This is a genomic window from Mesobacillus sp. AQ2, assembly GCF_030122805.1.
In the GTDB taxonomy this organism is placed as follows: Bacteria; Bacillota; Bacilli; order Bacillales; family Cytobacillaceae; genus Mesobacillus; species Mesobacillus oceanisediminis_A.
Window position 1 is genome coordinate 2,657,622 of the sequence record NZ_CP126080.1, and the last position, 25,858, is coordinate 2,683,479.

Below are 25,858 nucleotides of genomic sequence, written 5' to 3' on the forward strand. Positions count from 1 at the left end.
AGGTGCCCGATCAATAGATTGGACACCTTTTCTCTAGTTAGACATTGCTTTATTGTTGAAAATATGATTGATTGGATTAAGCAGCATGGCACCGATTCCCTGAATGATGGTTTTTACGATGACCTGGCCTAAAATCGCAGCAGGGACGGCTTCCCATGGCAGGAAGTTTGCTCCTAAAGGACTCAATCCTAGCACGACGAATATGATTGAGTCCAACAGTCCGCCAACCAATCCGCTATAGAAGATTCTCCAGCTCATTGGCAGTTTTAGCCTCGTATAAATTTCAGTATCGGTCGTCTCAGCAACAGCAAAGCTCAAAGCCGAAGCGAATACAATCCAAAGAGTGTCACCAAGAATCGAAGAAACAATTGCTGATAATACAAGAGCCAAGCCAATGAACATGTATGTTTTCGCTCGGCCATACTTATTTTGGACAAGGTCACGGAAAATGAATGTGGCTCCTATCAATAATGTACCCATCGGCACAATGAACATACCAAACTGAAGTGGTGCAAGTGCCGCTGTAATCACGTTGGCAGTTATAATTGAAATCAAGTATAAAAAGATTCTCATAATCTTACCTCCTGTTTATTTAAACCCCTCTTTTATTTCCCCAAATATACACATGAAGCTGCGGCAGAACTCTTACATTCTTCATTTCATTATCATTCATCACTTTGTCAATCAGCCATTCATACTTATCGACCAATGAAACCGCAAGCTCCTGGCGGTTTTCGGTAACAATATCATCATTCCCTACCTGCAGATAAAAAGATAGTGCTGGATATCGTGTATGCACCATTTTAGCGTAATCATAATCAATGTCATCAAAAATTACGACCTTCAGGCTTACATTTTGTAATGCGCCTTTTTCAGCCAAACGATCTACAATTTTATCCAGGACATAAAAATCAGTTTTCATCCCTGAACTAGGCGGTTTTGGCGACAGGGTCAGCGCTTGAATATCCAGGAACCAATCCTGCCATTTGCTGCCCTGGGTTTCCAGGCATATATTAATATTTTTTTCCTTTAGCAAATTAACAAGACTCGACAAGTTTTTCAGTAACGCTGGATTACCTCCTGAAATCGTAACATATGAGAACCCATCTCCACCTAGTGTTGTGAGCTCATTCCAAACTTCTATTGCATCCATTTGCCTGATTAAATCATTTCCGGACCCATCCCAAGTAAATGCTGAATCACACCAGGCACATGAATAGTCGCACCCTGCGGTACGTACAAACATTGTTTTTTGGCCTACTACCATTCCCTCACCCTGGATGGTCGGCCCAAAAATCTCCATAACGGGAATCTTACTCAATCTTCATCCACTCCCGTCTTGCTACTGCATAGCTTGTAGGAGTTTCATAGAGTCTGACGAATTCAACCCTAGCTCCGTCATACAAGTGCTTTCTGTTTGCCAGAGCATTTGCCATTTGTTCATAAATCCAGACAACCATATTTTCAGCCGTCGTATTCATCGGCGGCAAGGTTTCATTCAAATATCTGTGGTCAAGGTATAGTTCTATTTCTGTCTTCCAAATATCCTTTATGTCACCAAAATCAATCATTAGACCGCGGGCATCAACAAAACCACTCAGACCGAAGATGACTCTATACGTATGTCCGTGCAGATTTTTGCATTTCCCATCATATTCATGAAGATGATGGGCGGCATCAAAGGTAAATTCCTTGCTGACAAGGACACGTTTTGAGTGATATTTTAACTGTCCTCTTTTTATATCTTCATCTATTTTTTGAAGCTGGTCGACAATTCGGAAATCGCACATCATGACTCAGCTCCTTCCAGGAACTCATCCAGTCCTTTCTTCCGCAGCCTGCAGGCAGGGCATACCCCGCATCCATCGGCGATGATCCCGTTATAGCAAGTCAATGTCTTTGTCCTGACAAATTCCATTGCGCCAAGATCATCGGCCAGCTTCCATGTTTCCGCCTTATTCAGCCACATTAAAGGTGTATGGATGACAAAGTTATCATCCATTGAAAGATTAAGGGTAACATTCATTGATTTTATAAAAACATCCCGGCAATCAGGGTAGCCGCTGAAGTCCGTTTCACAAACACCTGTTACGATGTGTTTTGCGTTGATTTGACTCGCAAGAACACCAGCAAATGATAAAAACAATAAGTTCCTACCTGGAACAAACGTGGACGGCAACTCCCCGTCCTCTCCATCTTTCACTTCAATTTCGTTCCGGGTCAATGCGTTTGGCGCTAATTGGTTCAGCAGTCCCATATCGAGGATATGATGCTTGATTCCAAGTTCACTTGCAATGTCCTTCGCACAGTCAATTTCTGTCCTGTGACGCTGGTTGTAATCAAATGTCACTAATTCAACCTCTTTAAATTCTTTTAAAGCCCAAAACAGGCATGTTGTACTATCCTGCCCGCCACTGAAAACGACAACAGCTTTCTCGTTTTTCATAAAAAATTCTCCTTTACAACGAAAAAACAGCACCACTAAGACAGCAGTACTGTTTTCCCTTAGTTTTTTTGAGAGGGTAGCTAGAACCTCTTCCGTATAGACGGAATATGTAATTTTGACTTATTCATTTTATCATACATTTTATAAAAGGAAAGCTAAATTTATACCGTCATTTTTTTGTTTTCACCAGGTGCTCTTGCCTGAATCGGAGAGCTGACCACTTTGAGTCTATGGAGACATTGCTTACAGCTCTATAATCAGATAGTTCGCTTACGATCGCAAAAAGAGAGTCGCGGTTGATGTCTGCTTTAACCTTTGAACTCTTCTTCGGGAATGCAATCCAGAAAACTGCATCTTCCTTTAAAGCTTCCAGCGCCTTTGGCAGCCACGCCCTGACTTCGTCACTATTATTCACGAACAAAAGTAAGAAATTATTTTTATCACTCTGCTGTTCACCTTCCACCCCTAAGCGGAATCCATCTGGTGCATTCAATACCAATGTATTGCCTTCTTTAAATCGCAGCTTTTTAACTATTTCATCCATAAAGAACATTCTTTCAGTTTAAACTATTCATTTTATTTATTAAAAATTACAACGGGTTAAGAACAAACGACTAGCACCATTCTAATTGTTAGCACCTCCTCTCCGTACATGAATAAAGTGAATGTAGAGGTGATGAATCTTGCCGGAGTGGATTGTGATTTTTTATCCAATAAATTTTTTATCAGCTTATATTCTATATATCTATTTGTACAATCGTAGAATGTATATCGATTTACACCTGGGCAGGAATATAACGATGGTGGCCGCCGCCGGATTAGCGCTGGGAACGGGGCTGATTTTTATCAACTTATATCCTTTACACTTCCTGGAGGCCGCGTTGCTTTCCGTGATTATTGGAGGTTTATCAGGTATTCTATTTGGAAATCTATTTAACTTCAAAACAATATTGACTGGATATCTAATTGGTTTAATCATGGGATTCACGGCACCGATGGCAGGAACTGCCGCTTCTGAAGGGATTTGGTACCTTCTCACGATTGAGATCATTATCATCAGCTGTTTTTGCATAGCTGCCTTCACAATTTACAAAGCTTAAATTCCATTTGAAAAGCTTATTTTAAAACAACGACGTGGTTTTGACAGCTTTTCGCTCGCGACCATCTAACCTGTCAAAATAACGATGGATTCTTGACAACTTTTCGCTCTACACCATCTAACCTGTCAAAATATCGATGGATTTTCGACAGCTTTTCTCTCTACACCTCACAACCTGTCAAAATTACGACGGATTTTTGACAGCTTTTTGCTCTATACCTATAAACCTGTCAAAATAGCGCCGGGTTCTTGACAGCTTTTCTCTCTACACCATATAACCTGTCAAAATAACGATGGATTCTTGACAGCTTTTTGCTCTATACCATATAACCTGTCAAAATAACGATGTATTCTTGACAGCTTTTCGCTCTACACCTCACAACCTGTCAAAATTACGACGGATTTTTGACAGCTTTTCGCTCTACACCTCACAACCTGTCAAAATTACGACGGATTTTTGACAGCTTTTTGCTCTATACCTATAAACCTGTCAAAATAACGATGGATTCTTGACAGCTTTTTGACCTATACCTATAAACCTGTCAAAATAACGATGGATTCTTGACAACTTTTCGCTCTACACCATCTAACCTGTCAAAATATCGATGGATTTTTGACAGCTTTTCGCTCTACACCTCACAACCTGTCAAAATTACGACGGATTTTTGACAGCTTTTTGCTCTTACCTATAAACCTGTCAAAATAGCGCCGGGTTCTTGACAGCTTTTCTCTCTACACCATATAACCTGTCAAAATAACGATGGATTCTTGACAGCTTTTTGCTCTATACCTATAAACCTGTCAAAATAACGATGGATTCTTGACAACTTTTCGCTCTACACCATCTAACCTGTCAAAAAATCGATGGATTTTTGACAGCTTTTCACACTACTCCTTCAAACCTGTCAAAATTACGACGGATTTTTGACAGCTTTTTGCTCTACAACTATAAACCTGTCAAAATAACGACGGGTTTTTGACAGCTTTTCACACTACTCCTTCAAACCTGTCAAAATAACGATGGATTTTTGACAACTTTTCTCTCTACACCATCCAACCTGTCAAAATAACGACGGGTTTTTGACAGCTTTTCACACTACTCCTTCAAACCTGTCAAGATTCAAAAAGGCTGAGAATAAGCAATCTAAATCAGTCAATAATATGGCTGCTTTTTCATCTAATTGAAAAACCATCAAATAATCTGCCACCGTATTCTTCTAATATTTCCTCCGCCAATTTTATGATCATTTGCTTGTTTCCGGTTTTGTAATATATTTCGAACGATCCAATAAATCTTTCAGTAAATTCAGGGTCAAATCTTATTAATTCCCTCACTACCCATTTTGACTTGCCGATCCACCGTTTGTTGGTCCTTAAAATAAATTCTTGAAGTTGGTCAGCCAAACCATTGGCAATGAAGAGTTCTTCTGCCTTATTATTTGTCCCGATGAAATCATCCAGAGTATCGGTGATGAAATATCTCTTGAACTCGATCTCTTTCAGCGTCCATTCGGCAGGACCTTCTTCAATGATACTTTTCGCTTCATCGATTATTTCAGCCAGTAATTCATTATTTCTGATGACCACTCCCTCAGCAACCATTCTGGGCAAACTGGGCCTCGCCCTGCTAATATCGTTTTGAAAAAACTCTCTGCAGGTGTGCAGATTATGTACAAATACTTCAATTGGCCACCCATATGCGACCAATGACTCTCTGTATGCTGAGGGAATATCTTTTATAAAGACCACCATATCCAAATCGGAGGTTTCGGTTGCTTCCCCCCCTGGTTACACTCCCGGCCAGAAGCGCTGCGTCACAGTCAGGAAACAGGTCATCTATGAATTTCTTGGCTGTGGCAAGTGGAGATAGTCCTCTTTTCCCTTTCATGCAAATCCCCCCTCGAAAATAATGTATAAAGGTATTATTATCCAATATTGAGTATTTGTCGATGTAGCATGGATGTTTTAATTGCTAACCTGAGTGGTATCTTACAATATACGAATAGTGGGATCAGGAGGATTTTACTTATGACCGTTTCATTAAAAAAATGGATATTGCCTGCTGGATTAGCAGTTATGTTGATCTCTGGATGCAGCAATGATGAAGCTGAACAGGGAGCAAAACAATTAGAAGAAGAAACAAAAAATGCCGCGAAAGCAACCGAGGAAAAGTCAAAAGAAGTCGTTGATAAAGTAAAAGAAGAAACACCGGGAATCATCCAGAACATGAAGGATACCTACAAGGAAGGTGAACAGGAAGTAAAGGATAACACCCTGCAGTCCGGAGATACGGCCACAGTCCAAAAAGATGCCTATCTTGCACTTTCAGCAGAAGCTTATGATGAACTTTATAAATTGATTGAATTGAATGATGTAGAAGGAGTGGACAAGATCGTAAAAGATCAAGATGTCAAGGAAATCAAGCAGGGAAGTGAAGCGGAAATAGTGGAAAGAGACCTCCGGCGAACAAAGGTGAAAATGAAGGATTCGGGCGAAGAAGGCTTTTTGCCGACAAATTTGCTTGAACCTGTGAAATAATCAAATTTAAGACCCTGAGGGTGATCAGGGTCTTTTTCACGCATTATTTTTCTAAAAAAGTATCAGGCATGACAACAGCCACTACTTCCCCTTTAGCACATAATGTTTCTCCAGCATATACTTCTGTTTCTACGCGATATTTCTTTGGATGAATCTCGCGGACGGTTCCTATTGCTTTCAATTCGATTCCATTAGGTGTTGGCTTCAGGAAATCGACATGAAGCGATGCTGTTACAAACCTTGGAGGCTCTGCCCCATTACCTGGTTCGTTACCATTTTTCCGATGCAGGTAGAGGGCAGCTGAACCAGTGCCATGGCAATCCACCAGCGAACCAATCAAACCGCCATATACGAAACCTGGTAATGCCATATGTTCTTTTTTGGGTTTGTATATTGTTATTGTCTTTTCACCGTTCCAACCTGTACGGAAATGATGGCCGTGTTCATTCATCCTTCCGCAGCCATAACACCAGGCAAAATCCTCTGGGTAATCATCCTGTATTGCATTCATCACTTTCTCTTCCAATTTGTTTCCTCCCTTATCAATCCTTATTCAGTAATAATTTCTCTATTCACGGTTAAATCCCTTTAAAAAGCAGGATTTTGCTAATTTCTTTCATTTCTTTAAAACTTGCTTTAAGGGTTCAATCTGTACACTAAAAATCTTTCATTCAGGTTGGGATCCGGTAATTCATATTCAAATACCAGTGCAAATGGTGTCTGCGACTCCAAATAAAAAATATAATCTTCCGATGGAAAATAAAGAATCAAGTCGATTTGCCTCGGTTCCCTTTCAAAAGATAACAGGATATTCTTAACTACCTTCATCATAATCTGCACTGTAAAAGGATTAAAAAAGTAAAATTTATTTTCATCAAGGGAAATTTCATAATCCTCTGCCAAAATGCAGTGAAAATGGATGGCATCCGCTCTGTTACGATGATTCTTCAAATAGTTAAGTTTATTTTCAAGTGCTTCCGAATAGAAGATCTCATTCATTTCAATTCCAGTGACAGTTGAATTGAAACGATAATTAAGATAAAAATTCAAACGCCCTTTACCACACCCAAAGTCAACTATTTGATCATGTCGACTAAGTTCATACTCTTGAAAAAATAACTCAAGTGCCTCGTATGGAGTAGGTTCATAACGATGATAATGCAAGGATGTCATGAATCCTTTCTGTTGGCCCGTGGTTCCAACATTCAGCAATCTATCAAACTGTTGCTCATTCATCAGCATGTTCTCCAATCATAATAGGGATACAGGTTTCTTGAACAAGTCGCAGGATATTGTATTTTATCCATGAGCCTGGATCTATATATAACAGCTCTTTCATTTCCCTGTCTCTTTAGGTAAAATTATCGTATTGTTCAGCTACCTACATTTTAACTTATAGGTCTTGAAGAAACATAACTTTTCTATATATATAGCAGGGGGCAGCGAATGTATTCTAAAAAGGAAGCAGTAAATCGAGCCGTGGTTGTTGGGAACGGGATCGCAGGCAGCTGGCTGCCAGAGTGCTATCGGAGTTTTTTGACGAAGTCATTGTAATAGAAAAAGACAAGGATCATAAGGATGCCTCTGCCAGGAACGGTATCCCGCAGGGGAAACAGGGCCATGTTTTGTTAAAAAGTGGAGAAGAAATATTAGAGGAGCTTTTCCCTGGCCTTATAAAGGAATTGTCTCAAAAAGGGGCGACACTTTCAGATTTTGCTGGCGATCTTTCATGGTCCCATCACGGAAGACATAAGGTCAGGTTTGATTCAAAAGTATTCATTAGCCAGCAAAGCCGCCCTTTGCTGGAGTTAAGCATCCAGAAAAGACTTGAAACAATGCCAAATATCGTTTTCCACTACTCATGTAAGGTTCAAAATCTTTTATACCGAAACAATGAGGTTGATAGCGTTGTAACCAAAGAACAGAACGGAAATGTAACAGAAATCCCTGCAGATTTAATTATCGACGCATCAGGTGCAGCAGCCCTCCATACTAAATGGCTAAAAGATTCTCACTTTTACATGCCAGCTAAAACAGAAATCAAAGTGGATTTATTTTATGCCAGCATGGTATACCAGAAGCTTTCTCCTTTAACAAGGGATTGGCATAGTCTCCTCTCCTATCCAAGTCCCCCATCGCTTAACCGCGGGGGCACAATTTCACCTTTAGAAGAAAACCATATGCTTGTAACCCTGATTGGCTATGGGGAGAAGGATGTTCCAACTAACAGAGACTCTTTTCTGCAATATTCTAAGAAACTTGATCATCCAGATTTTTTTCAAGCAATAAAAGCTGGTCTACCGCTATCTGACACTGTTCAAGTCTATCGATTTCCCTCTATGAGGCGGTTTCATTTCGAAAGAAAAAATCACTTACCTTCGGGATTATTGGTTATTGGGGATGCCTTTTGCCGTGTAGATCCTGTTTTCGCACAGGGAATGAGTCTTGCTGCAATGGAAGCTAAAGCATTAAAAACACTTTTATCAAAAGGGCTGTCAAAAAAAGACCTAACAAAGAAGTTCCATAGAAAGGTAAGCAGGATTGTCGATATGCCATGGCTGACTGCCTTAACAGAAGATTTTCGTTTTAGCACAACGAGCGGCCCAAAACCTGCTGGTCTCAATTTATTACAATGGTTTGTTAAAAAGGTCTCCCTGGCTTGTTCCCATGATGAAAAAGTTTACGCTCAGTTTATCACGGTGCTGCACCTTAAATCTCACCCTGTCAGCCTGGTCAAACTGAGCCTGCTCGCTAGGATTTTCCGCCCAACAATTTTGAAAACCCGACGATAAACTTGATTGGGGTTTTGATTGTTTTAAAGATTTTTGCATGACTTAAAAAAACACAAATAAAATAGATAAAACACAAATTTTAAAAAAATAGAAGGATTTCCCAAGCTGAAAATGTCCATTTTTGTCGCGATATGTGTTAGGCTTTAGATTAAGAAAGAATTTTGGGCTATCCGACTTTTCTTAGTCACCCCTCTTTTAGGAAGGAGTGCTAGAAATGGAGAAAATAAGTGTTTTTATGGATGATTACCGCCGACCGCCAGAGGGTTATATTTTGGCCGAAACGATTGATGAATGTCTGTACCTTCTTCATAATTACGATATCGACCATCTTTCACTCGACCATGACCTTACAAATCATGTAAGGAATGGATTAATGCTCGTGAAAATAATGATTACTAAACAACTTTACGCTGAAAGAATCACCATCCACTCCGCTAACCATACCGGAGGAAAGGCAATGTTCAACAGTTTTAAACAAGCTCAGAAAGACAGCTTGATGCCCAACACCATCAATATTTATTTACGCCCCCTGCCCCTGCATTACTAATGCATATCACTTGACTCTACAAATCCATTCCCTAAGTGCAGATGTCCACAATCCCCTTGCTTACAATTAATTCAGCCACTTTTGATTTAATGGACGCTCTTTTCATTAATAGATTCCTTTTCTGAATAATGATCCAGTAATATTAATTATTTCTGGTTGAACTTAATACTCATTATCAAAAAAGATTAAAAGAGCAATGGATCACATTGCTCTTTCTTGTATTATTGATATTAAATTTTTGTAAAATACGAGTCTCGGGCAAAAGCTTAATTCCCCTCTGGTTTGGCAGCCTTTAAAGAGTATCGAATGATAGGATATAAGCACTTACTGTTACAGCTATAATAATTAGACCAGCTGCAAGCCAAAAATAGAAATCGACTATTAACAATGTTGCAGCTATCGATATCCACATAAGACTGATGCTTAAAATTTTGTTCTTCAGCGTGATTCCGTTTTTCTCACGGAAATCCTTTATATACCCGCCCAGCCATTTATTCCGGATTAATTTTTTGTACAGTTCATCGGACGCTTTGAAATAACAAGCTGCCCCTAACAAGATTAGCGGGGTAGTAGGCAAAAGAGGAACCACGATCCCAATCACTCCTAATATGATTGAGAGCGATCCAATGATGATCAATATAACTTTTACTGCGATGTTCATCGTTCATCCTCCTTGCGGTACTTCGCTAATCAAACTGGCTTACAGGAATGCCAGCCTCTATGTAACTCCTGATTAACTTCCAGCCGAAATCATAAGTGAATGTTTGAAAGAAAAGATTACAAGTATCCATCTTTTTTCCGTCAATAACCAGTTTCGCAATGATTACTGCCATTATTTCTTGCTCCCTGAGCTGAATCCTCTTTACTTCTGCTAAATCCCATACTGCGCCGTTGCTTTTGACAAAATTGAAACCATGCTCCCATCCTCGAATGGATTCATCAAATCCAAAATCATGAATTTTCCCCTGTGTTACTTCTCTTGCCTGGTATTCCCTTGAAATCATCGATTTAAATTGAGTTAAAGAAGACTTCTTCCATTCTTTCAGATATTCTTCAAAAAAGCGATTAAATGACTTTTCCAATTTCCCTGCCCCCTTAAAGCACATTGACAAAATTATCCTATACCATTCTGTTTAATTCAATAACAAAATATAAAAAGCTGCTCCATAGGAACAGCTTGATTATTTAAGAGTAATAGAATGTCTGGTGTAAAAATGACTGTACCGATAGAAAAATTCCACGAGTGCCTCTTGTCCCTGTACGGTAAAGGAATAACTAGTTCTGGTCGGCTCTTCCTTTTTTTTATAATCAATGCCCTGCTCGGCCGCAAATTCTTCTAAATAGGATTCCAGCTCTTTTTTCTTGATTGTATTCGGTGTATCCGAAAGAGTCGTCTTTTTTGCTGAAATAAAGTTTTCAATACATGAAATTAAATCTCTATTGCTGATAGTCATTATGTTGTAAAATCATCCTTTACAGTAGTTATTTAATCCAATATATGACAATAAAAAAAGCCAGAAAAGGATTAATCAGATTAATCCTTTTCTGACTTATGTTCTGGTTCTATGCCCATTCATTACAATCAGAAGTCATTTTATTTGATTTTTTGAATAAAACTTACAAAATGTTTTTAAGTAAGATTAAGAGTCTTAATCATTACCCTAATAAGTATAGTAACATCTTATCTATTTTTATTCAAGTTCATCTTTAATTAAGGCTTCAAAATGAATAAAGTATAGCTTTTATCCTGTTCGAAATTCCAGTCCACAAAATAATCGGTGATCCTGGCATTAAGATATTTTTCATAGGAATCCCGATGATTTTTAATGACCTTCTTTTCAAGATTTAGCTTTGCAATTTTCAAGGTTTCCGAAAAGCCTAGTTGGATGAATTCTTTTTCCAGACTGATGAGGATACCGTGCCGAACAATGATCAAAGTACGCTCATTTAACAACTTGCAATGAGTTTCTTTTGGGGCCTTTTGTATTTCCATACTGAGTTTGACAGTTTCGTTTTCGATTAAGTCTTTATTATCAAAGCATCCAAAGTTATAAGGGCGGTCATTTTTAAAAATAAACAGGAACATTCCTGATTTGGCTTCAAGATTCCAATCATAATAAAACTCTTTTATTTCATCTTTCGTATTCATCTCGATGTATGACTTAATTTGTTCTTCAAGTGTTTCCATCATTAAGTCTCTTGTTTTTTGCACATAGACACTCTGTTTATTTGAAATAAGTGTGTTTTCCATTGGGGATAAGAAATTGGTGATATAAATTGAAACAAACGGGCTTGAAATCGTGCAAAAAACATTGCCTGGACCACGCCCAAAGTTTTCCCGCAACAAACGTCCAATATATCCACTGATTTCTTTTTCTAATTCAGCAAAATCCATAATCTACCTCACAATGCAATATACTCCTCCTTGTTTTTTCCCTCTTTAAGGAGCAATAAAACCATTTATGAATCGTATTTAAATTTAGGATTTATCCCTTGAATTATGTATCATTTAATTAGTGTTCATCGTTATATTTATGATTTGTATTGGGAATAGTACTTCTTGAATGAAAGGGGGCGGAATCTTGGAAAGCAATCATAATACCATCAAAATGACAGCAGCCGATTTATCCTTCATATGGGCCACGACTTAAGCGACACTACGTCAATATGTGTCCTGCATTATTTTTTGCAGAACATTGAAGATCCAGAAATCAAAATATTGGTGGAGCATGCACTGGAACTTTCACAACAGCATGTCGCTAAATTCAAAGAGATGTTCATCAATGAAAACATTTCTGTTACGCATGGGTTTACAGAACAGGATGTCAATCTGAAATCAGAAAGACAGTTCTCTGATATCTTTCATCTGAAATACTTGAACTACCCGCCACTTAACTGCTCTTTCGAACCGTTTGAAGTGGGGGATGTTTGGGAAAATACGAAACTTAAACGCCTTTTTCACTAGCACTAAACTCACCTTGCCCAACAGGAACATATGTTCCAATTATATCATGCCAGTTAGTGCTTTGGCTCTCGCCAACCGACATTCATCTCCCCTTATCTCAAGGCTAAATGAACTTCTCTCGATTGAAGAGGGAGTCTGCTGTCTTATAATGATAAAAATAATGCACTCAACGCTTGAGTGCATTAATCCTTGGTTATTCCCTTTTTTTCCTGATGGAGACACTTTTGTTAAAACTATCCTAAAAAGGGTCTCCGTTACCTTGATGGAGACCCTTTCTAAAGTTCTACTGTTTAACCACTGGCTGTGTCTCCTGCAATAAGAGACCAGATCTTCTGTTATTAGTAGCAATGATGTATACCGCGGCAACGGCGATGGCTACGGCAATATAGGAACCGAGGTTGAATATTCCTTTTTGTGAGTACCAGACAATTGAGTAGCCAACCGATCCGGTAAGCAATGCGTAATATGTGAATGGGAAGAGAGTTTTCCTGATGACAGCGCCTTCTTTTCCTACCAGGCCAACGACCGCGGATGCAGCTACCACATTATGCACACATATCATGTTTCCAGCTGCGCCTCCAACTGCCTGGAGAGCAACGATCCAGGTAGGATCGACACCGATGTTTGATCCTACGTTATACTGGAATAAAGAGAACATCATATTGCTGACCGTGTTGCTGCCGGCGATAAACGCGCCCATACCTCCAATGAAGGTTGAGAACAGCGGCCAATTATCTCCTGCCAGGGCAGCCACCCCATTTGCAAGTTCAATCGGCATCTTATCAAATCCCGCAGCCCCGCCACCGGTGTTCAGGAAAACCTGAACCATTGGCACGGTAAAAATAAGTGCAGTTGAAGCAGAAATCATCGTTTTGCCGGACTGGAACCATGCTTTTTTGTATGCGCTTGCATTCATTCCATGCAGGAAATAGGTAATCAGGGAGACGATGATGAAAATGGTTCCCGGCAAGTACAACGGCTGAAAGCTGGATGTAATTCCTGAGCCGAATATGTCTTCAAATGATACGGTCCATGCTTTAAACCACCCTGCTATCGGAAGGGAATTGAGCCTTGTCAGGATCAATAGCACACCAACGAGAACATAAGGTGTCCATGCACGAAACATGCTCATGCTGCCGCTTTTATGGGTAACATCCTTGATTTCAAGATTGCCGATCCATTCAGCATCCCACTTTGATTTTTCTTCAAAATCCCATTCTTCTTCTTTCGATGGCATCAGGAATCCTTTTTTAGCGGCAAAAATGACAATCACCAATCCAACCAGGCCGCCAATCATTGAAGGGAACTCTGGTCCTAGGATGTTCACGACAATTATATATGGAATCGTCATCGCAAACGAAGCGAACAGTGCAAATTTCCAGACTTTGATTCCTTCCGAGAACGATTTGTTTTTCCCGAAATACCTTGTCATCAGGGCAACAACAAACAATGGTACCAGGGTTCCTGCAATCATATGCAGCAGAGCAACCTTTACAGCAATGAGATCCACGAGGCCAAGGAAATCACTCGTGATGCTTGAGTCTGCGGATAATCCTGTAAAAACGCCTACAAGCATCGGAGTCCCAACTGCACCAAACGAGACTGGGGTACTCTGGATGACCATACCGGCCACTACCGCCGCCATAGCCGGAAATCCCAGTCCGACCAGTAAAGGTACAGCCACCGCTGCTGGAGTGCCGAATCCTGCGGAGCCTTCAATGAACGAGCCAAACAGCCAGGCAATAATGATAACCTGTATCCTTCTGTCCGCTGAAATATCGGTGAATCCCTGGCGGATTGTTTTTATCCCGCCGCTTTCCTGTAAAGTGTTCAACAGCAAGATCGCTCCAAAAATAATGTAAAGAAGAGTTCCTGCTACAATCAACCCATGAACTGAGGCAGCACCAACATTGGCACCAGGCACTTTCCATACGAACAAGGCAAGGCCTATGGCCACCAAATATGAAATTGGCATCGCCTTGCTTGCTGGCCATCTTAGTCCGACCAGAAAAATACCTACCGCAAGAATCGGCAGCAAGGATAAAAACGCTAACAATCCAGTACTCACAAAACACCATCTCCCTTTTGTTTGATAATAAAAAACAATGAATTTTATTGTTGCGAATCACGCAACATTGTTATATAACTATAAGATTCATGTTATATAACACCTATTTCTTATTATACAAACAATCCAGTCCGAATTTCAACAATTTTAAGAAAATTTAGATTATTATATTAATAAAAGGATTTTTTTGCCTTTATAAATTAACAGGTCTCAATTGCATATAAAGCTGGGAAACAGATGTTTTTGTCAAAGATTAAATATTTTTTGAAGTTAAATGGTATGGATGATTTTTCAAAAGAACAGCAGGTTAAATGCGGGTTGGGTTTTATATCTAAAAAAAACAAAAAAATTTGCCCGATATAACATCGAACAAATTTTTTGACTCTTCTTAATTAAGTTGATTTGGTTTTGAGTAGCCAAGTCGTGAAGAAATCCTCAGCCCCACATTGACCATCTTCTTTTTCAGCTGCTCAAGTCTTTCCTCGGTCATCCGGATTGATGGTCCTGAAATACTGACAGCAGCAACAACTTTTCCAAGATGGTCGAAAATAGGGACGGCAATACAGGTGATTCCACTTTCATTCTCTTCAAGGTCAAGAGCATATCCCGCTTTTTTTACCCGGATCAACTCCTCGAACAAGACATTTTTTTCAGTAATGGTCTTATCTGTGTGTATTGGCAGGCCTTTACGGTCAATGATTTCCTGGACGATGGCAGTTGGCTGATAAGCAAGAATCGCTTTTCCTACGGATGTACAGTGCATAGGAGCACGCTTTCCAACCTTTGAATGCATCCTTAATGTCTCAGTTCCTTCCAGTTTCTCAATATAAACGACCTCTCCCTGATCATATACGACAAGATGGATGACTTCATTAGTCTCATTCTCCAGCTCCTGGAGGAATGGTCTAGCTTCTGCTCTCAAATCGATTGAATCAAGCAGTTTAGAGCTGATTTCCAGAAATTTATACCCCAGTTTATAACGGCCTGTTGACTCGTCTTGTTCAATATAACCATATTGAGCAAGAGTTGAAAGTATTCTGTAAACAGAGCTTTTATTAATATCTATTTGTTTTGAAATCTCTGTTACTCCTAATCCGCCCTTTTTCAAACTGACCAACTGGATGATATCAAGTGCACGGCTGACTGATTTAACAACATTTTCCCTTTCCACTTTCCCTCACCTCATGTACTGCTGCCCCTTGATTAGTTTGCGGTGTTGTCAGCTGGCAGTTGTTTTTTCCTTGACAGCTGTAAAAACATTCTTAAGCGTTCCTATCTCATCAATCTGACACTCAATTACATCTTCTGAGCCCACTAGCTCTGCACCTACTGGACTGCCTGTAAGGATGACATCCCCGGGTTTAAGCGTCATGACCTTTGTCAAATAAGAAATCATTTTGCGGATTGGAATGATCATCAACTCAGCAGGGCTGTTTTGTTTTTCAACACCGTTTAAATTTGCCTTTACATTTACTTTGAAAGGGTCGAGTTCAGTTTCGATTACTGGTCCAAGTGGTGTAAAGGTATCAAAGGATTTGCCGATTGTCCAATGTCCATCCTGGTGGAAAAAGCTTGGTGCTGTGACATCGTTGCCGATCGTATAACCAAACACATAGTCTAAAACTTCCGATTCTGAAATATTCCTTGCTTCTTTCCCAATCACGACGGCAAGTTCAGATTCAAATTTAACTTGTTCTGTTCCTTCAGGTATGATGATTTCTTCTTCAGTCCCGATAACAGAAGATACAGGTTTAAAGAAAAACACAGGAATCTCCGGAAGTTCAGATGGGAGATCCTCCTTTTTCGCAACAAAATTGGCGCCGATTCCAATTATTTGGTTTGGAACAAGAGGGGCAAGGAACTTAACCTCTTCAGCTGAAAAGACTTCTCCTGAATAATCCCAGCTACCCAACATATCTCCTGAAATGCCCTTGATGCCTTCATCCGTAACGACACCTGAATACTCCTTTGTATCAACTGTAAATCTAGCGAATTTCATCCTTTTGCTCCTCTCAGACTCTAAGGTTCATTAGAGTTATCTATGCAGTTTATGGTTTATTGCATGTTTATTTAAAATAAGAAACTATTTTTCTTGACCTGTTTTTTACATATGGAACAGGGGCACTCTTATCTGGATAGAATGCCCCAGTTGAAATAGATTAGTTTTTCACAGCATACTTTGCTTTAGCTTCCTGCCGGCGGCGATGGAGGATTGGCTCTGTATATCCATTTGGCTGTTCAAACCCGCGAAACACAAGGTCGCATGCGGCCTGGAAAGCAACCGAGTTGTCAAAGTCCTCTGCCATTGGGCGGTAGGAAGGATCCAGCTCATTTTGCTTGTCAACGACTTTTGCCATACGTTGTAAAGTCTCAAGTACTTGATCTTTAGTGCAAACTCCATGATGAAGCCAGTTTGCCATATGCTGGCTGGAAATCCTTAATGTTGCCCTGTCCTCCATCAATCCTACATCATTGATGTCAGGAACTTTGGAGCAGCCAATTCCTGACTCCACCCAGCGGACCACATAACCGAGGATTCCCTGTGCGTTATTATCCAGCTCTTCCTGGATTTCCTCTTCCTTCCATTGAGGATTGTCAGCGACAGGGATTTGCAGGATATCATCACGGTAATCCTTTGATTCGCCTGCCAGCTGGTCCTGGACTTCAAATACATCCACCTGATGGTAGTGAAGCGCGTGTAAAGTCGCAGCTGTTGGAGATGGCACCCATGCAGTATTGGCTCCCGCCTTTAAGTGGCCAATCTTTTGCTCAAGCATTGGTCCCATCAAATCAGGCATCGCCCACATCCCTTTACCGATTTGCGCATGTTCTTGGAAACCAACATCAAGTCCCGTTGCAACATTGGACTTTTCATAAGCCTGAAGCCAAACGGATGATTTCATATCATTTTTGCGGACCATTGGACCAGCTTCCATTGAAGTATGCATCTCATCGCCAGTACGGTCGAGGAATCCAGTGTTGATGAATACGACCCTGTCTTTCACTTCACGGATACAAGCCTTAAGGTTTAGACTTGTACGGCGTTCTTCATCCATTACTCCGATTTTAAGAGTATTGCGTTCAAGACCGACTAAATCCTCTGTCCGGTCGAACAACTCATTGGCAAACGCAACTTCCCTTGAGCCATGCATTTTAGGTTTTACAATATAGACTGAACCCTTGGAGGAATTCTGGTATTTTGTATTTCCAATTACGGAATGTTTAGCGATCAAGCTAGTAAAGACCGTATCGAGGATACCTTCTGGAACTTCATTTCCTTCGGCATCAAGGACAGCATTGCTTGTCATCAAGTGGCCCACATTGCGAACGAACATAAGTGAGCGGCCTTTAAGGGTAAATTCCTCCCCATTAGGAGCTGAGTACTGGCGGTCAGGATTCATCGTCCTGGTCATGCTGCGGCCATTCTTGTTGAATGTCGCGGAAAGATCACCCTTTTGCAATCCCAGCCAGCTGCGATAAACGACAACTTTGTCCTCAGCATCAACCGCTGCGACAGAATCCTCGCAGTCCATGATTGTTGTCAGTGCTGCTTCAAGCAGGATATCTTTTACCCCGGCTTTATCAGTCTTGCCAATCGGATGTTCCTGATCGATCTGGATTTCAAAATGCAAACGGTTATTTTTCAGCAATACAGCCTTTGGTGCATCAGCATCTCCCTGGTAACCTGCCAGCTTTTCCTCTTCCTTTAAGCCAGTTCTGGTACCGCCAGAAAGTGTAACAGCCAGCTTTCCATCAACAACGGCATATTTCTCTGCATCTTTATGGGACCCCTCCGCTAATGAGGCAGCCTTGTCAAGAAAATCCCTGCCATAAGCGATAACTTTATCACCGCGTACCGGATTGTAGCCAAGACCTTTTTCTGCTCCATTTTCTTCACTGATGGCATCTGTGCCATAAAGCGCATCATACAGACTTCCCCAGCGTGCATTTGCCGCATTGATCGCATAGCGTGCGTTATTGACTGGGACGACCAGCTGCGGACCTGCCTGCAAAGCAACCTCTTCATCAACAGCTTCTGTAGTGACCTGGTAATCTTCCGTTTCCGGCTCCAGGTAACCGATTTCATTTAGGAACGACTTATATTTTTCAAAATCGAAATCTCCGTTGTTTTCCCTATGCCATGAATTCAGTTTTTCCTGGATTTCGTCGCGGACCTTCAAAAGCTCCCTGTTTCTTGGGGCCAGTTCCTGGACCAGACTGCCCAATCCGGACCAGAACTGTTCCTGATCCACCCCTGTTCCCGGAAGAACCTCGGAATTGATAAATTCATATAGTTCTACTGCTACCTGTAAGTTGCCCGCTTTTACATAGTCTGCCATGCGAATACTTTCCTCCCTTTACCTTTTCGTTAATAAGTATTTGTTTCTTATTACGAAACGCTGTTTCAAAATTTCTTTAAAAAAATCATATCATGAATTTCGGTTGCATTTCAAATATTTTATCCCTTTTGATTATTCTGATTTTTATTGAGATGAAGCCGCGGCAATTTCCTTTTTCACCTCGACACAACGTCCAGGAGATGGGAAGAGTTTTCCAGCATTCAAGAGATTTTTAGGGTTGAATACCTGCCTGATTTCTGTTTGTGCATGGATTTCCTCGTCATTGAACACAAACCGCATTTCTTCCCTTTTCTCTATTCCAACTCCATGTTCACCGGTTATCGTTCCGCCGACATCTGCACAAACCTTCAGACACATGCTTCCGGCTTCCAGCGCTCTTTCGGATTCCCCCGGCTTTCTCGCATCAAACAGAACGAGTGGGTGCAGGTTCCCATCCCCGGCATGAAAGATATTGGCGATCCTCAGCCCAAATTCTTCGCTTATTTCATTGATCCGCTTTAAAACCTCAGGGAGCCTGCTTCTTGGGATAACGCCATCCTGTACTAAATAATCAGGTGATATTGCGCCCATCGCTCCAAAACCCGTTTTCCGGTTGGCCCACCATCTTGCTCTTTCCTGTTCACTCTGGGCTGCTTTTACTTCGCGGACATTATTGTTATTGCATACCTCAAGAATCTGGTTGATCTGTTCATCGAGGCCAGCGGCAATTCCATCCACTTCGATCAGGAGCACAGCCTCTATGTCCTTTGGATGCCCTACAGGAAAAGCGGCTGCCTCCACGCCTTCAATCGCCGTTTGATCCATCATCTCCAGTGCAGCAGGGACAATTCCAGCTGAAATAATATCTGATACAGCTTTGCTGCCATCTGCTACTTTATCAAAGTAGGCAAGCACGGTTTGCTTTCCTTCTGGATTCTTCAATATCCTTACAGTTATTTTTGTAACAATCCCCAATGTGCCTTCGGAACCAGTCAATAATCCAAGCAGGTCGTAGCCCGGCAGATCCGGGATACCATCTTTTCCGATTTCTATAATATCCCCATTTGGCAGGACAACCTCAAGTCCGAGAATATGGTTCGTCGTAACACCATATTTCAGGCAATGCGCTCCCCCAGCGTTCTCGGCCACATTCCCGCCGATCGTACAGCAATACTGGCTCGATGGATCCGGAGCATAATAATATCCCTTATCTGAAATGGAGTTGGTAAGTTTAAGGTTGACAAATCCTGGTTCCACCACTGCACGTCTGTTTTCAAAATCAACACTCAGGAGTTTTTTCATCCGGACCATGCTGATGATTACCTCTCCGTTCAAAGGAATTGCTCCTCCGCTCAGACCCGTTCCTGCCCCTCTTGCTAAAAATGGCAGTTCACTTTCATGACAGTATTTAACGATGGCAGCAACTTCAGCTGTATTCTTCGGGAAAACGACAACCCTTGGCAGATGCTTATGGATGGTGAAACCGTCACAGTCATAGGCAAGAAGATCTTCCTTTTCATAGAGAACGGACTTGCGGACAGGATCATAACCGACGATTTTAGCTAGATTCAGGACATGAGGGTCCTTCGATTGAATACCTTTCTTTGCCATCATTCACCCTCCTTCTGGCTATCTTCTTTTTGATAAGCCCAATCAAGCAGCTGAATCGTATGGACAACCTTTTGATTTCTTCCGTGCTTCTCGACTCCGATTGCCATCTGAAGCATGCATCCCGGATTCCCCATCGAAATCATCTCAACATCTTCCGGGACATTTTCCATTTTACTTTCAAGGACAGCACCGGCCATATCAGGGTTTGTGATGTTATAGATTCCCGCACTGCCGCAGCAGCGGTCAGAGTTAGGCATATGCACCATTTCCACTCCAGGGATATTCAAAAGAAGATCCCGCGGTTCCTGTCTTATTCCCTGTCCATGTGCCAGGTGGCAAGCATCATGATAGGTCATCCTGACGTTCATCGCTGCTTTTGGCTTTTCATATCCAGTGTCATGAAGATATTTAGAAATGTCTTCAACCTTCTTGGAGAACTCCAACGCCCTGTCATGCCACTCGGGATCGTCGCGGAACAATTCATGGTACTCCTTTAGCATGCTTCCGCATCCCGCTGCGTTAACAATGACTTTATCAGCATCCTTGAATGCTTCAATATTTTTCCTGGCAAGCTTCCTGCCTGTTTCCCTGTCACCAGCATGGACATGCAGTGCCCCGCAGCATGTTTGATTCCTCGGAATGATGACATCGTTGCCATTTCGGGTCAATACATTTATGGTTGCTTCATTGACATCACTGAACATGACGTCCATTACGCAGCCAGTCAGCATCGCTACTTCATTTTTTGTTTCTGTTTTCGCCTTGATCACATCGACATTCTGATATTTTTTGCGTACAGGTTCATGTACCTCCGGCATGATTGCTTCCATTTCCACAAGGTGTTTCGGCATGATGTTGATCAGCCCCGTTTTCCTGACTGCCTTCTGAATGCCGCTCTTTTGGTAAAATTTCAGCAGGCTGCCCAAGGAATTAAGGCGATTTTGATGCGGGAACAACTCTTGAAGGAACAGTTTGTTTACTGCACCCTTCCAGCCTGTCAGCGGCATCGCCTGGCGAATTTGTCCGCGGGCTTCTTCAATCAGGCCACCGACATTGACATCGGCAGGACAGGCAGTTGTACAGGCACGACAATCGAGACAGGCGAACACAGGATCCATGAACTGCTCATTTACCGAGAGTTTGCCTTCTGCAACCGACTTGATCAAATGGACCCTTCCTCGCGGAGAATGCTGTTCCTGACCCGTAAGTTCATAGGTTGGGCAAGATTCTAGACACATGCCGCAATGGACACAGTCGGCCCATTTATTTTCATCTGGAAGGTCGCTCCAGAGGTAATTGCCTAAAGTCTTGGAACTGCAAGCAGGCTCTTGCTTTAAATCTATCTCTCGTAAACTCACAATTATATCCCCCCAACAAAACGTCCAGGATTCAGGACTCGATTTGGATCAATCTTTGTTTTGATTCCATCCAGAATGAACTGGTGTGCCTGCTTTTCTCCCCATACATTTACCATTTTGCGCTGTTCAAGGGGTAAATGCCTGACTACAGCATAACCGCTAAGTTCTTCAGCTTTGCTTCTTAAAGGATGGATTGCAGAATTAATGTCTGCCTCTGCTCCCTTCAGTACCAACTGGCTTATTCCATGACCAAGACCGCCATGCGCTTCTATGAGCAGATTATGGGAATCCTGTACCACCTGACATTCCTGCAATATTTTGATTACATTCATATTCACAGTGCCGATCTTCAATATTGCTTCTGTTTGTTTTTCAGTATTACTAACAGCAGCATTTGGCACGAATCCATAAAATTCATTCCAGAATGATCTTGCCTCTTCATTCCGAAGGATGTCCAGACTGGACTCAGATGGCTTATGCTTCTGGATAAAATCTTCCTGATACATCACGGAGCTTTCCACATCTTCGAGACTGACTGCCATGGTGTAAACCTTTTCATTTAAGAGTTTTGCTGATAATGAGGGATTGATCAGCTCCAGGGCAACTGGTTCAATTACCGTATCCAGCAGTTTTACAGCAAAAGTCCTTGCATCTTCCAGACTTTCTTGACGAAATTTAAGAAGTACCAGGCTTTCGTATTTTGCCACAGGACGAAGCTTCAAGGTGATTTCGGAAATCACTCCAAGAGTGCCCATTGCCCCGATAAACAATTTGTTCATATCATAGCCTGCAACATTCTTTACAACCTTTCCTCCTGAGCGGATGACAGTACCGTCTGGATAAACAATCCGGAGTCCGATGACTGCATCACGCGCCGACCCATAGCCAAGCCGTTTGGGTCCGCTGTCATTGGCAGAAATTATACCGCCAATTGTCGCATAGGCAGGCAAGAATGGATCAAGTGCGATTTTTTGGTTAAAATCCAGCAAATAATCCTGGATTTCTTTAAAGGTGGTACCCGGTTTAACTGTAAGTGTCATATCCCCGGGAACATGCTCGACGATTCCTTTACAATTGGACAGTGACAGAAGGATATCTGCACTTTCAGTTGTTCCCCCGTATCCTTTTTTTGTCCCTCCGCCAATGACATTCACGGTTTTATTTGTCTCATTGGCATATTTTAATAGACTTGCGATTTCCTTTTCGGTATTCGGAAATACTGTCAACACCCCTCCATTGCCAAAAGGTTGCTTTCCGTCTCCTCCTTCCGATATCTGAGTTTCAGGAAAAACAGCTTTTATCTCCGTTAAAAGCTCTGCGGTAATCATGGCAGCCCTCCAACTGTTTCTGAGTAAGAAACAAAATTTGTTTTTTTAAACATTTAAAACGGAACTATTTTTCAGCAGATCTTCTACACAGTCCAGATGTTCCTGCATCAATCGTTTTGCGTGAGCAGGATTTTTTGTCAGGATCATCTGATAAATCCCGTAGTGCTGGCCGGCGATCTCTTCAAAAACTGCCCTGTCTTCTTCTATAAAGCCATGGAATCCGATCATCGTTTTTTTCATGGATGCTGAAATGAATTCAAGCAGCTGAACAAGGATTTCGTTACCGGCAGCTCTCGCAATCGCCATGTGAAAGTTATAATCAGCTTCCCAGCTATTTTCCCCTTTTCCGGAAAGCAATTCGGCCATTAACTCCAAATCGGCCTCAGAACGGTTCTGCGCAGCAATGCCTGCAATGCCTGGCTCAAGGAGTTTCCTTACCTGAAAAAGCTGGCTTATGTCCTTTGAACTTGGAAGCAGAAGGTGATTGTTAAATAATTTTCCAGAGTCGAACTTACATATGTAGGTACCTTCCCCCTGCTTCACGGTAACAGCACCCTTTCCTTTAAGGGTTGTAATGGCGTCCCGTACCGCGGAACGGCCGACTCCGAACATGTCACAAAGTTCACGGACCGAAGGAAGCTTTTCTCCCGGAAGGAAAGTCCCCTCTTCAATCATTTTCTCGATTTGCTCCGTAACCGACTCAGACACTTTTTTAGTTGGAATCTTCTCCACCTTCACCACTTCACCCCCTTATCGTCAGATATCACATATCTGATATGTGTCATACTTAAATCTATTTAAGCATTAAAATGTGTTGGAATCAACAAAATAGTTTGAAAATATTAAAAAATCTAATAAGTTAATTTACACTTTCCATAATTTGGAATAGGAGACAAATTCTTCTTAACTTTAAAATTCATATTCTCTTTAGCTTTAAAGTAAAAAAAGGATAGGTTCCCCCCTATCCTTTTCCAATCAATACCTATATATTGTTATCGATTTTATTGATGTAAACAGTAATGCTATCAGGCCAACAAGTGTAACAATCACTAGGGAGTAAAGAAATACAGTCTGTTTAAAGATGACTGCCCCGCTTAAGATGATGAAAGTATCTATCATCAGGATGATCACTCCAACATTTAGCGAAAAAATTTTTGATAGCATCAGCGCCAGTAAATCCAGACCTCCAGGACTCGCATGAATTCTTAACATCAGGCCGGCTCCAGTTCCCACAAAGATACCTCCTAAACAAATACTTATCAGAAACGGAAAATGAAACATTCCATTTAGAGGAGATAAAAGGCTGATCATTAAGGCAGATATAAATGTACCAATTAGGCCGTAGAAAAAAAGGTTCATATCATAATAAATGGCTATAAAATAAATAGGAACGTTTAAAAAAGTAAAGATTATTGCCAATTTCCATCCTAATAAATAACTAAGCAATAGGCTGATTCCCCAAACGCCCCCATTAATCAGATGAGAAGGAATAATAAAACCATTTATCCCGACCCCAATGAACACACTGGCAATGGTGATGGTAACTATTTTTCCTGCCAAATCTCCTTCTCCTCCCGGAACTTTACTGAATACATTATCCTATGAGTGATTCCTCCGTTAAATTCATCCTTAATCTTACAATGAAAAGAACCTCTAATTAGTCAACGTTTAAAAGATATTTGCTAAATCCATAACTTAATAGAATCTAAACTCTTCTTAACTTTAAATTCATATTCTCTTAAACTTTCGGAATTATTATTAAGAAGAAATATCACGAAAGGAGATTACAAAATATGAAACCAATTTTCAGAAACATCTTAATGTCAGCAGCCTTGATTGGAATCGGTTCGGGAATAGTTGACTCGGCCGCGGCGGCTGAACCTGTTGATCCATCCTTAACAGCAAACCAAATTTTAAATGTGGCACATCGGGGAGCATCTGGATATGCACCGGAGCACACACTCACTTCCTATGAATTGGGTGAGAAGATGAAAGGAGACTACATAGAAGTCGACCTTCAAATGACAAAGGATGGCCAATTGATTGCCATGCATGATGAAACATTGGACCGGACAACAAACGGAACCGGACTCGTCAAGGACTATACGCTGGATGAAATCAAAAAGCTGGATGCCGGCTCATGGTTCAATGAAAAATATCCGGACTATGCAAAAGAGGAATATGCAGGACTGAAAGTGCCAACACTTGAAGAAGTGATCCAGAAATTCGGCAAGGATGCCCGCTACTATATCGAGACAAAATCGCCTGAAGTATACCCAGGGATGGAAGAAAAATTGTTAGAAATACTTGAAGAGTATAAGTTAACAGGAGTTAATGCTCCTTCCAGCAAAGTTTTGATCCAATCCTTCAGCCCTGAAAGCCTGAAGAAGATTCATGATTTAAATCCTGATATCCCGCTTATCCAATTATTATGGTATGACGAGACAGCAGCCATTACAGATGCTGAACTAGAGGAATATAAAACATACAGCATCGGACTGGGCATGAATTTCAACCGTATAGATGAAGCATATGTACAAAAGGTCAGAGAGTATAATTTGCTGATACATCCGTATACAGTCAATGAGAAGGAAGATATGAGAAAACTCCTTGATTGGGGTGTCACAGGAATGTTTACAAACTTCCCAGACCGATTGCAAGAAGTTCTTCATGAAAAAAATAACACACATTAAATATTAGGCAGATAAAAGATAAAAACGCATGCTTTTGGCGTTTTTATCTTTTATTTATGTAAAACATGATCGT

The 25,858-nt window shown here is 41.2% G+C and carries 26 protein-coding genes, 1 pseudogene and 1 riboswitch; of the genes and pseudogenes, 6 read left to right on the forward strand and 21 right to left on the reverse strand.

Features of this window, described 5'->3' with window-relative positions; genetic code table 11:
* Positions 1-33 precede the first annotated feature (33 nt).
* The 5 genes from QNH36_RS13310 to QNH36_RS13330 form a co-directional block, all read right to left on the reverse strand.
* Positions 34-573, reverse strand: coding sequence for a VUT family protein (locus QNH36_RS13310; protein ID WP_144480724.1), 540 nt, complete (start codon positions 571-573; stop codon positions 34-36).
* A gap of 19 nt (positions 574-592) precedes the next feature.
* Positions 593-1,321 (reverse strand): 7-carboxy-7-deazaguanine synthase QueE, encoded by a 729-nt coding sequence (gene queE, locus QNH36_RS13315; RefSeq protein ID WP_283903642.1) that lies wholly within the window; start codon positions 1,319-1,321, stop codon positions 593-595.
* A complete protein-coding gene (gene queD / locus QNH36_RS13320; protein ID WP_283905419.1) occupies positions 1,314-1,790 on the reverse strand; it encodes a 6-carboxytetrahydropterin synthase QueD in 477 nt (158 codons plus the stop codon). Before queD ends, queE begins: the two co-directional genes overlap by 8 nt.
* The gene (gene queC, locus QNH36_RS13325; RefSeq protein ID WP_144480720.1) at positions 1,790-2,446 is read right to left on the reverse strand and encodes a 7-cyano-7-deazaguanine synthase QueC; all 657 of its coding nucleotides are present in this window, start codon (positions 2,444-2,446) and stop codon (positions 1,790-1,792) included. The genes queD and queC overlap by 1 nt, the downstream gene beginning before the upstream one ends.
* Positions 2,447-2,499: 53 nt before the next feature.
* Positions 2,500-2,542, reverse strand: a riboswitch (PreQ1 riboswitch).
* A gap of 73 nt (positions 2,543-2,615) precedes the next feature.
* Positions 2,616-2,990: a hypothetical protein gene (locus QNH36_RS13330; protein WP_283903643.1), complete on the reverse strand. Its 375-nt coding sequence runs from the start codon at positions 2,988-2,990 to the stop codon at positions 2,616-2,618.
* 256 nt (positions 2,991-3,246) lie between these two features.
* Here QNH36_RS13330 and QNH36_RS13335 point away from each other — a divergent pair, with 256 nt between their 5' ends.
* On the forward strand, positions 3,247-3,546 hold the full coding sequence (locus tag QNH36_RS13335) for a hypothetical protein (protein WP_251540307.1): 300 nt from the start codon (positions 3,247-3,249) through the stop codon (positions 3,544-3,546).
* Between the two features lie 1,172 nt (positions 3,547-4,718).
* Here the strand turns inward: QNH36_RS13335 and QNH36_RS13340 are convergent.
* A pseudogene (locus QNH36_RS13340) lies at positions 4,719-5,433 on the reverse strand (nucleotidyltransferase domain-containing protein).
* A gap of 140 nt (positions 5,434-5,573) precedes the next feature.
* On the opposite strand from QNH36_RS13340, the gene QNH36_RS13345 reads away from it, so the two are divergent.
* The gene (locus QNH36_RS13345) at positions 5,574-6,083 is read left to right on the forward strand and encodes a hypothetical protein (protein ID WP_144480712.1); all 510 of its coding nucleotides are present in this window, start codon (positions 5,574-5,576) and stop codon (positions 6,081-6,083) included.
* A gap of 43 nt (positions 6,084-6,126) precedes the next feature.
* Here the strand turns inward: QNH36_RS13345 and QNH36_RS13350 are convergent, their stop codons facing one another.
* On the reverse strand, positions 6,127-6,594 hold the full coding sequence (locus QNH36_RS13350) for a PaaI family thioesterase (RefSeq protein ID WP_395883626.1): 468 nt from the start codon (positions 6,592-6,594) through the stop codon (positions 6,127-6,129).
* Positions 6,595-6,719: 125 nt separating this feature from the next.
* The gene (locus QNH36_RS13355) at positions 6,720-7,319 is read right to left on the reverse strand and encodes a methyltransferase (RefSeq protein WP_144480708.1); all 600 of its coding nucleotides are present in this window, start codon (positions 7,317-7,319) and stop codon (positions 6,720-6,722) included.
* A 284-nt stretch (positions 7,320-7,603) separates the two neighbouring features.
* Here QNH36_RS13355 and QNH36_RS13360 point away from each other — a divergent pair, with 284 nt between their 5' ends.
* Together QNH36_RS13360 and QNH36_RS13365 are read left to right on the forward strand one after the other, a co-directional pair.
* Complete coding sequence (locus QNH36_RS13360) at positions 7,604-8,875, forward strand: FAD-dependent oxidoreductase (protein WP_283903644.1); 1,272 nt, start codon at positions 7,604-7,606, stop codon at positions 8,873-8,875.
* Between the two features lie 214 nt (positions 8,876-9,089).
* Entirely contained in the window at positions 9,090-9,422 is a 333-nt protein-coding gene (locus QNH36_RS13365) for a cyclic-phosphate processing receiver domain-containing protein (protein WP_144480706.1), read from the forward strand.
* A 292-nt stretch (positions 9,423-9,714) separates the two neighbouring features.
* Here the strand turns inward: QNH36_RS13365 and QNH36_RS13370 are convergent, their stop codons facing one another.
* The 4 genes from QNH36_RS13370 to QNH36_RS13385 form a co-directional block, all read right to left on the reverse strand.
* Entirely contained in the window at positions 9,715-10,083 is a 369-nt protein-coding gene (locus tag QNH36_RS13370; RefSeq protein ID WP_144480704.1) for a YbaN family protein, read from the reverse strand.
* A 25-nt stretch (positions 10,084-10,108) separates the two neighbouring features.
* Positions 10,109-10,504 carry a flavoprotein gene (locus tag QNH36_RS13375; RefSeq protein WP_144480702.1) on the reverse strand — a complete coding sequence of 132 codons (396 nt, stop codon included), beginning with the start codon at positions 10,502-10,504 and terminating at the stop codon, positions 10,109-10,111.
* A gap of 99 nt (positions 10,505-10,603) precedes the next feature.
* Positions 10,604-10,876 (reverse strand): hypothetical protein, encoded by a 273-nt coding sequence (locus QNH36_RS13380; RefSeq protein ID WP_144480700.1) that lies wholly within the window; start codon positions 10,874-10,876, stop codon positions 10,604-10,606.
* A 257-nt stretch (positions 10,877-11,133) separates the two neighbouring features.
* A complete protein-coding gene (locus QNH36_RS13385; protein ID WP_144480698.1) occupies positions 11,134-11,817 on the reverse strand; it encodes a Na-translocating system protein MpsC family protein in 684 nt (227 codons plus the stop codon).
* Positions 11,818-12,057: 240 nt separating this feature from the next.
* Between QNH36_RS13385 and QNH36_RS13390 the strand changes: the two genes are divergently transcribed.
* Positions 12,058-12,387, forward strand: coding sequence for a DUF3231 family protein (locus QNH36_RS13390; protein ID WP_283903645.1), 330 nt, complete (start codon positions 12,058-12,060; stop codon positions 12,385-12,387).
* 283 nt (positions 12,388-12,670) lie between these two features.
* Here QNH36_RS13390 and QNH36_RS13395 read toward each other — a convergent pair whose 3' ends face one another.
* The 9 genes from QNH36_RS13395 to QNH36_RS13435 all read right to left on the reverse strand — a co-directional run bounded on the left by QNH36_RS13395 (position 12,671) and on the right by QNH36_RS13435 (position 24,652).
* Complete coding sequence (locus QNH36_RS13395) at positions 12,671-14,455, reverse strand: L-lactate permease (protein ID WP_283903646.1); 1,785 nt, start codon at positions 14,453-14,455, stop codon at positions 12,671-12,673.
* A 388-nt stretch (positions 14,456-14,843) separates the two neighbouring features.
* On the reverse strand, positions 14,844-15,626 hold the full coding sequence (locus tag QNH36_RS13400) for an IclR family transcriptional regulator (protein WP_144480692.1): 783 nt from the start codon (positions 15,624-15,626) through the stop codon (positions 14,844-14,846).
* A 48-nt stretch (positions 15,627-15,674) separates the two neighbouring features.
* Complete coding sequence (locus tag QNH36_RS13405; protein WP_144480690.1) at positions 15,675-16,454, reverse strand: fumarylacetoacetate hydrolase family protein; 780 nt, start codon at positions 16,452-16,454, stop codon at positions 15,675-15,677.
* Positions 16,455-16,614: 160 nt separating this feature from the next.
* Complete coding sequence (locus QNH36_RS13410) at positions 16,615-18,795, reverse strand: malate synthase G (RefSeq protein WP_283903647.1); 2,181 nt, start codon at positions 18,793-18,795, stop codon at positions 16,615-16,617.
* 144 nt (positions 18,796-18,939) lie between these two features.
* Entirely contained in the window at positions 18,940-20,406 is a 1,467-nt protein-coding gene (locus QNH36_RS13415) for an FAD-linked oxidase C-terminal domain-containing protein (RefSeq protein ID WP_144480891.1), read from the reverse strand.
* The gene (locus QNH36_RS13420; RefSeq protein WP_144480686.1) at positions 20,406-21,764 is read right to left on the reverse strand and encodes a (Fe-S)-binding protein; all 1,359 of its coding nucleotides are present in this window, start codon (positions 21,762-21,764) and stop codon (positions 20,406-20,408) included. Before QNH36_RS13420 ends, QNH36_RS13415 begins: the two co-directional genes overlap by 1 nt.
* A 2-nt stretch (positions 21,765-21,766) precedes the next feature.
* The gene (locus QNH36_RS13425) at positions 21,767-23,092 is read right to left on the reverse strand and encodes an FAD-binding oxidoreductase (protein WP_144480684.1); all 1,326 of its coding nucleotides are present in this window, start codon (positions 23,090-23,092) and stop codon (positions 21,767-21,769) included.
* A gap of 45 nt (positions 23,093-23,137) precedes the next feature.
* Positions 23,138-23,830, reverse strand: a complete 693-nt coding sequence (locus QNH36_RS13430) for a FadR/GntR family transcriptional regulator (protein ID WP_144480682.1) — start codon at positions 23,828-23,830, stop codon at positions 23,138-23,140.
* A gap of 237 nt (positions 23,831-24,067) precedes the next feature.
* On the reverse strand, positions 24,068-24,652 hold the full coding sequence (locus tag QNH36_RS13435; RefSeq protein ID WP_144480680.1) for a YitT family protein: 585 nt from the start codon (positions 24,650-24,652) through the stop codon (positions 24,068-24,070).
* Positions 24,653-24,885: 233 nt separating this feature from the next.
* On the opposite strand from QNH36_RS13435, the gene QNH36_RS13440 reads away from it, so the two are divergent.
* The gene (locus tag QNH36_RS13440) at positions 24,886-25,785 is read left to right on the forward strand and encodes a glycerophosphodiester phosphodiesterase (RefSeq protein WP_251540319.1); all 900 of its coding nucleotides are present in this window, start codon (positions 24,886-24,888) and stop codon (positions 25,783-25,785) included.
* The last annotated feature ends 73 nt before the right edge of the window (positions 25,786-25,858 follow it).